Consider the following 12736-nt stretch of genomic DNA (forward strand, 5'->3'; position numbering starts at 1 on the left):
CTTCCGTTTCGACATCGTCGATCTCCTTCGTGTTGAAGATCAACAGACAACAAATCGCAGCTTACGTCAGTGTCCGAATTTCGGGGGGTAGCTCAATTCATCGCATTCTTCATTTCGTTTGGGCATCAGGTAAGTGGCGATTTGCTTGATAGACAGATATTTATCCAGCAACGCTTCGGCTCCTTATATGACAAGAAGATAAAAGAATTATGAATGCCAGTTCTGTCTGTCAGACCAGTTTACTTGGGCATTTTATGCCTGCAAAAAACGGTCTAACTCGCCCAATTGGGCATCTTATGCTTGTACCCACAATAGATGTCATAACCGCCAATAGTTGCCCAAATGCAGAAACCTAAAACCCTTGTTTTTATAGGTTCCGAAATTGCCGCGGCGGAGAACCCGCCCAAATACCAAGTATAAAACGCCCATAAAAAAGTTTTCGGAAACAAAAAAACCGCTCAAAAGAGCGGCTTTCACTAGTAGTACTCTCTGAATTTTACAGGTCACTCAACCTGTAAAACTCCGCTCGCACGGCGCGTTCCTTCCACTCAGGAAAGACGCCTCTCGCAGCCAGTTCCTCCCGCTTACGGCTCATCTTGTTTGGCCTACGATCACAAAAGTCAGAGAGCTTTTTATAGGTTGTCTTGAATTCATCGAGCGACGAAGGGTCGATCAAATCCCGCATAGTGCCCATATGCCGAAGCTGGCCGCAGGTCTTAAGATATGGCTGGTTTTCTTTATCTTTAGTCGAAAGAATGTAGGACACAGCCTGAGAAGTAAGTTTCAACTCTCGAGCAGCATCCGAAATCGTAACCCCAGCTTTACCAGTTTGCAGCCTCAATACTTTTGATACCTCCTCCAAGCTTACAAAGACTGAATAGAATGATGTTGTTCCTTTCAGCGTCTCAACTTGCTGAAGTTTTCCTCCCAGCAAGGCTCGAACGATTGATACGAAAGGCACATGTAAAGCACAGCTGGTTTCGGCGATGTTTGCCATGCCAAAACTAGCTCTCTCGACCTCACGGCCTTGAGCATAAATTTTGTCAATCAGCCGATCCAGGTCTCTGGAATCGACACCTTTGTGGCGACCACTATCCCTTTCACTATCTGCCACAACAGAGAAGAGCAGCTTCGTTTTAATCATGGCCTGGGCGTGTGTCCGAGAGCACCCAACATAACCAGGGATGCGGGCAATTGGCACCGCTCTGGACAGCCGCCGCATCACATCTACAGCCTCTTTTGCTGGAACAGTTGCAATTAAATTGTCTGAGGTCACCTTACTCGAAATCAACCCAAATTTTCGCAGAGCTAAGGCCACAGTGTCCGCGTGAATATCAAATTGAGCAGACAACGTTGCAATCGTCTGGCGCCTACTTTCTTCAACCTTCTGCCCCAGAAGCATCTGGCCTGGTTTGACAGCCATAGTATCCAGCACATGTTCGCGCAAAACGTCCCGAATTGGGCCAACTGGCTTCCCTGCCCTGCTAAATTGCAACCACTTATACAGTTGGCCAAACACGCCTTGAGGGCCTGAGTGACATACTGACTTTTCGGGTTTGCTTTGGATGTACGACAACCCCTTACGAACTCCTTCTTCACCACGGGAGGTGAATTCGAAACCGATGCGCCCAGCCATATCCCATTCAGCTTCAGACAGCTTGGACTGTTCGAAATGCGCACCAAATTCAATGCACGCACCAAGCATTTCAGTCGCCTTGGTGGCTTGATCGATATCCTGATTGTCCAGCCAAGTGTGTGTTCGCCCACCCAAGAATCGGCGCTCGACATAGGTCTGGAGCCCCGAAGGTTTGAGCTGAACGGCCGCCTCCGCCAACTCCAAAACTTGAGCACGCGGAGGTAAATGTTCAGCCAGATCCACGAAAGAAGCGCTTGTTCCAGCACTCGGGATTTCGATAAGAGACGCTTGATGCTTGGCACATGTACGTACTGGAGACAGAACCCAGTTCAAGCGACCCTTAGGGAGTGGCAAGCGGTCATCGCCATTTTGTAGGTCTTCACAAATACACTTAGGGCAAAACTTAATCGGGCTTCTCGACAAGAATTCCAAAGAAAATTCCTGTTCAAAATGCCGATAACGGCGCTTTCCAAGCGGCTGAAATGTCGCTGACATCAGCTCATCGAACTGAACACCAGAGAGGCGAGCCAGCTTATTAATTGCTTCAGGTTTTGCCATTTTGACTTGCTGTTGCTGAATACCAAACATGTCCAAGAATGTTGGAACGGAATTCCCGCATTGAATTCTAGCAAATCGGGAAATCCAGGAGACCAAGCTTTCACCAGTAGCAATCGGAATGAAAGGATGAACATGGCTCATGCTGAAGTCCTTCCCATTTTCCGGAACTGCCGCTGTTTTCGTTCGAATTCGAAATCTGCGGCTGCTTCATCCAAGCAAAGATGCCGCCAATCATCGATTGCGAAGACATTCTGTTTCCATGCACAACCCTCCTGTACCTCCCACGCAGCGGCAAAGTGCATCCTCGTCAGATTGCTAGAAGCCTCATTTAGAGCGCATTCAATGGCATCGAGAATAGTTTCAAGCGCTCTGCCGAACCGACCACGAGAACCATGAATCAAGCGACCTGCAAGCTTCCCGCCTGGATCAAAGGAAAGATCTGCAACCTTGCAATAGTTGCGAATAATGCCTTCCATCACAGCTACTTCATCTTCACCAAGAACTAGATCCCTAGGCATAATCTTGACAAACCTTCTATTCACTTGGGGATCGAAGGCTGTAACATCCGAAAGCCGCTCGGTGCCGCTCAGGATGACGATCACGGCATTCTCATTCTGCATCAGCGACTTGATAGTTTTGAGCATGTTGTCGATTTCAGAGGGTTTGCCTGAAAAAAACATGTCTTGAGCTTCATCGATCCAGAGTGCGGTTGTATCCAGCAAACCAAACCGATGTTTGACCAATTTCCAAATATCCCAAGCCTTCGAACGCTCGGAAAGGTCATGCATCCCAGTTCCCGCTAGAATTGCCAGCCCCAAGCTTTTCATTGTGGCTGGGCTAGGGACCTGGATACTCACGACGGGCTGAGAACCACTTTGTGCTTGGCGAGCAAAGGCTGGATGCTCAGATAAGACCTTTTTTAGCGCCGTTGTTTTTCCTCCTCCAGAGCCCTCGATCATCATGATGCCACGTGTCTCCATGTTCCCGGTGAAGCGAACAGGAACTGGGAGTAAATTCCCTTCGGAATCGCGTTGCAAAAGCCGGTCTAGATACTTGCGGAGTTCGATGTCGCGATCAGTTTTTAGGTGAATTTGACGAAGCCTAAGGAGTGTCTTTTGCACTTCGGACGAGTTTGAAATTGACATGTTCAAGACTCCTCATCTGTTGGAAACTGCATCGTGGCAGTGCGCTTGGGTTGAAGAAGTCCGTCGTCACCCGTGCCAAGGTTGGTTTCTGGCAAAGGCACAATGTCTTTGCCGTAGTCGGCCTGTTGCAATGCGTCTGAAGGCATTTCCGCTTCAATCACGCGAATGCCATTGAGCAAGGTTTCTTCTTGATCTTTAATGCGCTCGCTGGTCCACTTTTGTGTCAACACCCCACGCTCAATAGATTTGGCGTAATTCAATGAAGTAATGTCTTTGATTGACCGAGAGACGACCTCTTCCCGCCACAGCTCTTGCTTTGGATCACGGGCCGCCAAATTGCGGCGAGCCTGGAGCCAATCTTGAGCGTGCACCCCGTCAAAACACTTATTGACTGCGGGCACTTCAACCCAATTGTCTTCCAATCGTACCGAGACACGTCCGATGTCATTTGCCGACCAGCGAACCTGAACTTCATGCTTATCTTTGCGCATGAATTCATGAGCAAGCGTGTCCGCATTGTAATGCACCCCCAGAACCGAAACGCCTGATTTTGAGACAACTCGGGTTTCCCGAAGTCCGAAAGCCAAGCGTTTCTGACTTGTAGATGGAGCAGATCTGAGCGGGACATTGCCTTCTTTCATGTCAGCTTCCCACTGCTCAAGTGGAGTCCGACCGCCGAGGCCTCCGTGATTGGTATTGTGGTAATCATCGACAACCCACCGGACCAATGCAAAGCACAAATCCCGAATTTCTAAACAAGCCTTCGCCTCCGAATTATAATCACCCTTTTCCAATACGTTGGAAAACGTTCTTCCATTCAGTCGTTGAAGCAGGTTCGTTGTCGCCGTCCGAAAAAACCTCTCAACGGTTCCCCGCATCATTGGCAATCCAGCAATGGTTCGTAGATGAGTGATGCTTAGATCAGCACAAGCCTCCGAGAAGGCCTCCGAGCAATAGGCAGAACCGTTATCGGTCACGACAGTCTCAGGCGTCCCGTACATATGCCAAACTGTCATAGAACCCACGGCATCAGCCCATGGCTCTTTGTCAGATGTGACCATGTCAAGTGTATGAACAGAGGAGAAATGGCTTGGGTCGTTGACCAAGTTCAATCCCAAGACACATTTGGTACGGCAATCAATCGCCGCCGAAACCCACCAGCGGTGTTTTTTGCCATCAATCCCTAAAGCAACCAACTCTTCTTCTGAAAAGGTAGAAAAGAAACCTGTTTCCTTAAAAATTGAGATGAGATCAATACACCATTCATCCATTTCAACACGTTCCAGAGGACGGCTGACTTCGAGGCCAGCATTTACCGGCGTAAATCGTTTCTGTGCCGCTGCCATGCCCTCTCGACACAGTACCACTTCAAACGCATCCAATTGGTTGATACGAGTTCGGACGGTTTCTCGGGATGGTACTCGTAGAAGTGTCTCACCATCCGCAGCTCTAAGCTTGTTGGCATCAGAAAACGCTTCTTTTACATCGTCGTAAGTCCCAGCCTTGGTTGACTTCAACTCGCCCAAGTAACTATCACGGATAGTTTTGTTAAGCAGAACATTTTCCGAAGGCGAAAAAGAGTTGTTCCTGTTCCCTTTTTTCCAATTCGCGTCAGCAAGCCCAATCAGACCATCACTCTCAAACTGTTTACACCACCGGCGCAATGTTCGTGGGTGCGGCATTCGCAGAATGACTTCCTTGGAGCCTCCGTTTTCTGCACGCTTGCGATTTACTCGTTTGTCCGCCTGCTGAAAAAGCTCCTTTTCACCAAGTTGCAAATCCCGATACAACTCGGAAGCTCGGGCCGCAATTTCGTACTTGTTTTTGGCAAGCGAGTCGTCGTTTACCCTAAGCTCTTCCTCGCGGACCATCTGCTCAATTGTTTCGACAAATGCCTGACGTGTTTTAATTGACCGAAGCTGCGAAGGTTTTAGTTCATAAAGTCCGAGAACATCCACCGACGCCCGCTTTTTTGCCTGAGCTGCTGACCAGTGATTGGGAAAGTGTTCAATTTTCCCAGCAGCACTTAGCTTACCAAGCCGGCCCCAATCAAAGGTCTCACAAAGACCATTATCGTTTTGAAGCACGTAAGATCGATGTTTTTTTGAGACGAATTTGTACTTGGTCCCATCAATTACAATGTGATCTTTGCTGCCAATGTGAAAATGTGGTTTTAGAAAATCTGTATGGTCGTTCATGTTACTGATCCTTAAAAATAAGCTTGGTTTCTGGGGTGATGGCCATTGAAGATTCGGGGGCCAAAACTCCATCCCGACAAAGTCGAATGAGAGCTCGATAACCCCGTGCCGCCAGCCCGGTTTGAATTGTAAGAGCCCGGAGTTTGACCGCCCCCTTCAAACCGCAGGCGACTTCAAGAGCCTTCGAGTCGGCCTCCTCATCGATTTCCTGAACGGCTCGATACATGGCTGCGTTGCGCAACTGTGCTGGGTCGATGTCGGCCTCAGTGATCAGCCGGACGGTGTCGCAAAAGTTCGAGTTAACGGCGTGGCGGGTCACTTCGCGAATTTCATCAAGAAACCGTCCGGACTTCAAACGCACCTGTGGCTTTACTGTGATGGCTACTCGCTGAGACCCTTGGAACTCAGCATAGGCATCAAAGAAGTGGCACCGAGGTTTTCCGGCATCATCCCGCCAATCAAAACGCGCCTGTTCCTTAAGAAAGGTGACGTCTGGACGGGCATTAAGCATCAAGAGATTTGCCAACTCCAGGTTTGACTCTGCTTGTACTTTAAAGCCGGTCCCCCGTCCTAAGACGGTATGCGCGATGCAATGGCCTTTTGAAGCAGCTTTCACTTTCCGATCTGCCCGTGAATCTGACGGCAGTTTGATTTCTGAAGTCGACCCCTCGGCAGATTTCGCCGACAGGAGTTGATTTTTGTAAATTGTCTGACCCATGATGGTCTGTCCTCACGTATTTCGAGTGCTGACGGCCTGCGAATGCAGCCGAAACAATCGGTTTGAATTGGTCTGAAAACGGAAAGAGCGGGGGTAGTCCGCTCTGATCAGACGCCTATTCGCGTTGAGGACGAGAGGATGGCTTGCAAAGGTACTGGGGTGCACGAATTGATACAATCCATGCAATCGAGTCCCTTCTGAAAAGCCTTATTAGAATACATCATGTTGATAACCCAATGTCGAAATCTCAGTCGAGTTGGCCGCTCGGAAACAATGTTTTGGAAAGGTGACGAAACCTAAAACGACCAAAAATACGGTTAACTAGAACCGTATCTGGGCTGTATCAAAGATGATGCGTGCGTTCGTCATGACGTGCAGCAAACGATAAAATGCCCAAACATGTCAATATAAAAAATCGAAAAAGCTCCGAAAAACTTTTTCAACCAGAACTTGTAGTGCCTGTTGAGCAGTAGATCTGGGGAGACGCAGTTTTCCGTTGTTTCCTTTTTATCCTGTTATGCAATCAAATCTCAAGCAGTGGGCACAACACCAATCGACTCTTCCATCACCTCAATCGCTCCCCAAAATGGCTCATTACTCTGACGGTTTTCCGGAGAGAATCGGGCAGCCATGCCTACCCAGGCATTCGTCCATATCTGGTGTCACAACATCTCAAGAAGTTGATGTGGATCTGTAGGTTTCTCTCAGAATGCGTGCGAACAAATTTCAAAAACCAACCTTCCACTCTTCCATCTATTCTTGGAAACTGATTTTCCCTGAATTTGGGCTACGCCCAAATTTTGTCTTTGTTACTAAATTGATTTTTGAATTTACAAGAATAGTGTTTGTTTACAGCACCTTATTGATTTTCCACATCAAACATGCGACATTCCACTCTCACTTAATGGTCTACGACGGCTGTACGCAACGGAGAACGCAGAGGAGAAGATCAATGGTTGATTTGAGCACGCATTCTGGCGTGAACCTAGTGACGGAAGTTAAACGTCGCATCGAGGATGGCAGCATTGATGCTCTCTTGTTTGACCTGACGACTGCCCGATTTCATTACCAAGGCACAAGAGATTACCCACGCGATGTTGATAGCAACTCACTAATCGGAGTCGTATTCCCAATTGTCAAATTCGACGAAGACAGCGTCTCCCACGCTGCGACGGTTTCGCTCCTCAGGGAGCTGACGGATTCGAAATTCAAGGCACTAAGAGACGTTGCTCGATGCTTCTTCGGCGCAGTAATCAAGCACACCAAAGATCGCTACTCGGCATCACGAATTAAGCCTGAGGTTGCAGGCCAGGAGGGGGAATGATTGTTGACCTCCCAATCCTAAAATCCTTTTTGGTCTGGTTCAGTAAAGTCTTTTGCGCCCTCCTTCATAGTGACGCGGATTCGACCCAGACTCAAAGTAGTATTTGGCGGTATTTTCTCTTGCTGAAGTACCTACAATCCATAACGCCTCCCAAGCGCCGTTTTTTTGGGGGCGCTGACCAATCTCTCGAGGCACTTACTCCCTCTACAACTACTGCGTTTCAATCCGGGAAACATGATGACCAATTTTGAAAATCTGATTGCATCACTGCACCCACATGACATTCAAGTTCTCAGAGAAATCAATGAGCCTGGCAGCCAAAGGAAACTTTCTTGGGGAGCCTCGATGGAACCATCGTTCAGGTCCACCAAAAGGCAACCGGCGCAAAAGGGGGTCAACGTCAGGCCATTGGGCGCTCACGCGGCGGATTAACGACTAAAATCGCGGCAACGGTGGATGCGCTTGGCAATCTGGTGCGCTTCCTGCTGCTGCCGGGACAAGCGCATGATATGAAGGGTGTCGCGCCGTTGATCAGGGACGTTTATTTTGACGCGCTGCTTGCGGACAAGGCGTTCGACGCGGACTGGCTGTTGCAAGACCTCGACCAGCGCGGTGCAACCGCCGTGATCCCGCCCAAAGCCAACCGTAAAGACCAGCGTGATTATGACGCGGAGGTCTACAAGTGGCGGCACATGGTGGAAAATTACTTCGCAAAGATCAAAGAGTTCAGAGGGATAGCCACAAGATACGACAAAACCGATTGCAGCTACGCCGCGTGTTGGAACCTCGTAGCAGTACTCATAGCCTCAAGATGATTGTCCACAGGCCCTAATCAAAATGCTATAGTTTGATGTTTCTTTCTAGGACCATGAGTGTTGAGTCAACCTGAGAACATTTGTCTTCTTGCTCCGGAATCAAGGAAAATCTCGCGTTAACAATTTTGCTTTGCAAACTATGGCTACTCGCCCCACACCCCGATCAAAACACCTGAGCTCTTGCCCGACAAGCCAGCCCCTCTAACAACCTCATCGGTCATGGTGACACGGTTCTTGCGGTTGATCAGACGGTCTAAAAGTTTTGACTCCATGTCACGCCGAACCAGATCATAGTCAGGATCGCGCCCAAAATCGTGGAACTCTTCCGCATCATTTTGTAGGTCGAAAAGCTGTGGTGGGAAGCCCTTGAAATGCACGTACTTCCATTTATCGGTGCGGATCATGTAGCCACGTGCATCCGACGGGGCCACATCCAACGTTTCACGCGCAGCATAGAATCCATAGTCTATTTCCGAAAAAACCGCATCACGCCAGCCTTTGGGAGTTTCGCCGTGCAACAAGGCCATAAGCGACCGCCCCTCAAGTCGGTGTTCAGCAGAGGGTGCGCCCGTCACTTCGAGGAATGTCGGCACAAGGTCAATGGCCTCGACCAGCGCCTCGGTTGAAGTGCCACGGGTGGCATCGGCCTGCACACGAGGATCCACAACAATCAGCGGCACGCGCACGGAACACTCGTGAAAAAGCTCCTTTTCACCCATCCAGTGATCACCCATGTAATCGCCATGATCCGAGGTGAAGACAATCATCGTCTCCTTGTCTTTGCCAGACTCTTCCAGCCAATCAAACAGGCGGCCCAGATGATCATCAATCTGTTTGATCAGGCCCATATAAGCGGGCAAAACGGTTTCCCGCGCCCCCGCCATTGAAAAGGTTTCGCTGACCTCCATACCCATGAACGCGCCATACACTGGGTTGGGGTCTGTGCGCTCTTCATCGCTCCGCATCACCGGCAGAAAGGTCTCGGAACCATACATGTTGTGATAGGGCGCAGGCGCCATATATGGCCAGTGCGGTTTGATAAAGCTGAGGTGGCACAGCCAAGGCGTATCGCCCGCCTCTTCGATGAATTCTTTGGCTCGCATGGTCATATAGGCGGTCTCGGAGTGCTCTTCTTTGACCCGTGCGGGTAGGTTTGAGTTCTTCAAATGCCAGCCGGACAGCAATTCTCCGCCGGGACCCTGAGCGGCATTGGCATAGTCATTCCAGGGATTTTCACCCTCATACCCCTGTTCACGCAGCCAGTCATTGTAGGACAGCGTGCCTCCCTTGTTACGCAACAATTGTGTCGGGTGCAGGCCATCATCCCGCTCATAAGGATCAAACCCCGGCTGGCTAATCTTGATGCCGATCTCGGTATCCCGGCTTAGGCCCAATCGCGCCATTCCCTCCGTGTCTGGCATCATATGGGTTTTACCAACCACCGCTGTACGGACCCCTTGTGGGCGCAAGTAATCACCTAGCGTTAACTCTCCTATGGGCAACGGCACCCGGTTCCATGTCGCCCCATGGCTAAATACGGTGCGCCCTGTGTAGCATGACGCCCGCGACGGCCCGCAGACCGGGGACTGCACATAGGCCCTGTCAAAACGCACACCTTTGGCGGCAAGTCTGTCGATGTTCGGTGTGTCCAGATGCGGATGCCCATAGCAGCCGAGGTAATCCCAGCGAAGCTGATCGGCCATGATGAAGAGGATATTTTTTACATGTGTCATAGAGCAACCCCATTAAAGTGGATCAAGATCGCCCCGAAAACAAAAGCTCGGCGTTTCCATGATAAACTGCTTCATGATCGATACCGTCAAACGCGGCCAATGCATTTAGAAATGCATTGCATCGCCTCTCAGGGGCAAATGGAAAATCGGTGCCAACCATCAGTTTATCTGGGTCGGCAAACGCGGTTATACTGGGCAAAGACGTTGGAGAGGAAGCGAGGGATGTGTCCAAATAAAACCTACGCATCAACCTGTAGCCGTCCTCTTCATCCTCAAGTGGAGACACGCGACCGGCAATTCGCGAGGCGATGAAGGGTAGAAATCCCCCAGCATGTGACAAGATCACCCTGAGGTCTGGAAATCGATCCATAGCACCACTGCGCATCAAGCTGATGGCACCTCGAACGGTGTCGAGAAGAAAGTCTGCCATAAAAGCTGGAATGCCCGGTGCGGCACCATTTGGCAACTCGGAGGGGTGCAAAAGAACTACTGCCCGTCGACGGTTCAGCTCGGCCAAAACGGGCGCAAAGCTGTCTTCCCCGATATAAATCCCCTCAACATGCGGCCGCAAAACAACTCCAGCTGCGTTTAGATGGTCAAACGCAAAGGCGATCTCGGCCAATGCCCTATCAACGTCTTTCTGGGGTAAGATTGCGAAGTATCCAAATCGGTCAGGTGTCTCAGTTACGACCCGCGCTGAGTTTTCGTTGAGACGCCTCGCCATTTCGGTGGCCTCAATACCATCTACGATGTCTACACCCGGTGCGGAAACTGACAGGATTGAGGTCTTGATGCCCGCCTGATCCATAAAGCCAAGTGCCTTATCTTTGCTCCAGCTGGGCATCTTCAAGTTTTCGGTATCCAGGTCCTTGTTCAGACACCACTCCCGATAAAAATCGGGAACAATGTGGGCGTGAACATCTATGCGCGTCGGTTGATGCATCATGGTTTCCTGAGCTTGCTTGAGAAGTTCACCACCTGATTAGATAACACCGATTATCCTTGACCCAGCAATGATGCATAGGATTGCAATCCGGTTTCCAGATCAGAAGGCGAGAATGCTGCGGCACAATAGCGGTCTGGGCGGATCAGCAATATCTGGTCTCGATGAGTACGCAGAGGCTTTCCCCGTTCGTCTAGTACCTTTGCAGCTACCGCACTGTCGGCGACGGCTTCATTGCCATTGTCCAATACCACCTTGCTCAAGGGCAATCCTCCCAAGAGGCTCACGTCCAAGTTAGACAACGCGTCCGCACAGGCTTTATCCTGCGCAATCAAAGCAAACCCGTTGCCCAAAAAAGTGTCCAGCTTTTCTGATCCTGCCCCCGCATCGACGTCGGGCTGCGTGATCATTTCTCCCACCAGAGAACTCTCAAGGGGTTGGGTCTCCAAATCAAGGAACAAGCCCTGATCACAGCGCGGACGGGGTTTGAATTTCATCTTCAGCAGATAATCCTGAACGCCGGGAAACGGCGCCAAAGAAGCCATCATGTGATTGCGAAACGCCTGTTGCTCTGGCTCGATGGGCATAATGATATCGCCCATCACCACCGCCAACTGGATCATCGCCCAGGCAGGATCCCGGCGTTCATTCTGGTAACTGCCAAGAATGCCATCCGCGGCCCCACCATTTACGATAGCGGCCAGTTTCCATGCCAGATTGTTAGCGTCGCGCAGGCCAGCATTCATCCCTTGCCCTGCGAACGGTGGCGTAAGGTGGGCCGCATCTCCGGCCAGCAGTATCCTCCCTACACGAAACTGATCCGCAATCCGGGCGTGGAAGGTATAGATCGTACTGCGAATGATGTCTTTGGCTTCTATGTCTCTGTATGGCTTCAAGAGTTTGCGCACAAACGCTTCCTCAAGGACCTCTTTGTGAGTTTCACCGGGCAACAGCATGAATTCATACCGCCGCCCGCCATTCGGGGCCGGGATTGAGACATGCGGACGTTCCACCGAGCAGATGAACTTGGAATGTGGTGCAAGGTCTGTATCGTTCAGGGTATCGATGACAATCCAGTCCTGGGCATAGGTCGAGCCCGTCATTTCGATGCCCAGACGTTCACGAATGGGGCTACGTCCGCCATCTGCGGCCACCACATATTGCGCCGTTACTTGATGCGCCGCCCCTTCTTTGTTCGTCAGGTTGACAACAATGTCCGAGGCGCCCTCATTCACTTCAGCCACATCACTGTCAAATCTCACTTCGCACAAAGGCGTTGCCGCTATCCTTTCGTGCAATGCAGCTTCCATTTCCGGCTGATTGACAAAATGCCTTTTTGCAAAGCCATAAGTCTCGGCCCCGCTACCCACGCGGGCAAAGGCAACACCGTTGTCGTCAAAATACTCGGCACCTTCGCCTTTGATGGTGTTGCGAACGTAGGTCTCATCTGCGCCGAAGGATTGAATAGTCCGTGCACCTTCGTCGTCCAGAACAATGGCACGAGGGATGTCCATCGGAGCGCTATTGCGATCCAGGATGACAGATTTGACGCCGTATTCAGCCAGCAAAAGGCCAGTAGTCAAACCGGTGGGTCCAGCTCCGACAATGACGACAGGAATGTCTGAGGGATAAGATTGCATCTCGTGTCCTATTTGTTCTTGGTTTT

General features: G+C 50.4%; 8 protein-coding genes and 1 pseudogene. 2 read left to right on the plus strand and 7 right to left on the minus strand.

Annotated features, from left to right (window positions below; genetic code table 11):
• Nucleotides 1-496: 496 nt before the first annotated feature.
• The 4 genes from BUC32_RS18470 to BUC32_RS18485 are packed head-to-tail and all read right to left on the minus strand — an operon-like array spanning nt 497 to nt 6255.
• Complete coding sequence (locus BUC32_RS18470; RefSeq protein ID WP_073256568.1) at nt 497-2335, minus strand: TniQ family protein; 1839 nt, start codon at nt 2333-2335, stop codon at nt 497-499.
• Nucleotides 2332-3339: a TniB family NTP-binding protein gene (locus tag BUC32_RS18475; RefSeq protein ID WP_073256570.1), complete on the minus strand. Its 1008-nt coding sequence runs from the start codon at nt 3337-3339 to the stop codon at nt 2332-2334. The genes BUC32_RS18470 and BUC32_RS18475 overlap by 4 nt, the downstream gene beginning before the upstream one ends.
• A gap of 2 nt (nt 3340-3341) precedes the next feature.
• The gene (locus BUC32_RS18480) at nt 3342-5537 is read right to left on the minus strand and encodes a Mu transposase C-terminal domain-containing protein (RefSeq protein WP_073256573.1); all 2196 of its coding nucleotides are present in this window, start codon (nt 5535-5537) and stop codon (nt 3342-3344) included.
• Between the two features lies 1 nt (nt 5538).
• Nucleotides 5539-6255 carry a hypothetical protein gene (locus BUC32_RS18485; protein ID WP_073256576.1) on the minus strand — a complete coding sequence of 239 codons (717 nt, stop codon included), beginning with the start codon at nt 6253-6255 and terminating at the stop codon, nt 5539-5541.
• A gap of 952 nt (nt 6256-7207) precedes the next feature.
• On the opposite strand from BUC32_RS18485, the gene BUC32_RS20495 reads away from it, so the two are divergent.
• Together BUC32_RS20495 and BUC32_RS18500 are read left to right on the plus strand one after the other, a co-directional pair.
• Nucleotides 7208-7579 carry a hypothetical protein gene (locus BUC32_RS20495; protein WP_139280787.1) on the plus strand — a complete coding sequence of 124 codons (372 nt, stop codon included), beginning with the start codon at nt 7208-7210 and terminating at the stop codon, nt 7577-7579.
• A gap of 341 nt (nt 7580-7920) precedes the next feature.
• Nucleotides 7921-8394 (plus strand): annotated as a pseudogene (locus BUC32_RS18500) (IS5 family transposase); the annotation flags it as partial.
• Nucleotides 8395-8537: 143 nt separating this feature from the next.
• Here the strand turns inward: BUC32_RS18500 and BUC32_RS18505 are convergent.
• From BUC32_RS18505 to mhpA, 3 genes are read right to left on the minus strand one after another with little or no spacing between them, the layout of a single operon-like run.
• Nucleotides 8538-10127 (minus strand): alkaline phosphatase family protein, encoded by a 1590-nt coding sequence (locus BUC32_RS18505; RefSeq protein WP_073256585.1) that lies wholly within the window; start codon nt 10125-10127, stop codon nt 8538-8540.
• Between the two features lie 22 nt (nt 10128-10149).
• The gene (locus BUC32_RS18510) at nt 10150-11070 is read right to left on the minus strand and encodes an amidohydrolase family protein (RefSeq protein ID WP_073256627.1); all 921 of its coding nucleotides are present in this window, start codon (nt 11068-11070) and stop codon (nt 10150-10152) included.
• 53 nt (nt 11071-11123) lie between these two features.
• Nucleotides 11124-12710: a bifunctional 3-(3-hydroxy-phenyl)propionate/3-hydroxycinnamic acid hydroxylase MhpA gene (gene mhpA, locus BUC32_RS18515; protein WP_073256588.1), complete on the minus strand. Its 1587-nt coding sequence runs from the start codon at nt 12708-12710 to the stop codon at nt 11124-11126.
• Nucleotides 12711-12736 lie beyond the last annotated feature (26 nt).

Origin of the sequence: Shimia gijangensis, assembly GCF_900142085.1 — a bacterium.
GTDB classification, from domain to species: Bacteria; Pseudomonadota; Alphaproteobacteria; order Rhodobacterales; family Rhodobacteraceae; genus Shimia; species Shimia gijangensis.

Bases quoted from the DNA above. Each gene is read 5' to 3' on its own strand.
- BUC32_RS18470 (WP_073256568.1), bottom strand. From the start codon at position 2,335: ATGAGCCATGTTCATCCTTTCATTCCGATTGCTACTGGTGAAAGCTTG.
- BUC32_RS18475 (WP_073256570.1), bottom strand. From the start codon at position 3,339: ATGTCAATTTCAAACTCGTCCGAAGTGCAAAAGACACTCCTTAGGCTT.
- BUC32_RS18480 (WP_073256573.1), bottom strand. From the start codon at position 5,537: ATGAACGACCATACAGATTTTCTAAAACCACATTTTCACATTGGCAGC.
- BUC32_RS18485 (WP_073256576.1), bottom strand. From the start codon at position 6,255: ATGGGTCAGACAATTTACAAAAATCAACTCCTGTCGGCGAAATCTGCC.
- BUC32_RS20495 (WP_139280787.1), top strand. From the start codon at position 7,208: ATGGTTGATTTGAGCACGCATTCTGGCGTGAACCTAGTGACGGAAGTT.
- BUC32_RS18505 (WP_073256585.1), bottom strand. From the start codon at position 10,127: ATGACACATGTAAAAAATATCCTCTTCATCATGGCCGATCAGCTTCGC.
- BUC32_RS18510 (WP_073256627.1), bottom strand. From the start codon at position 11,070: ATGCATCAACCGACGCGCATAGATGTTCACGCCCACATTGTTCCCGAT.
- mhpA (WP_073256588.1), bottom strand. From the start codon at position 12,710: ATGCAATCTTATCCCTCAGACATTCCTGTCGTCATTGTCGGAGCTGGA.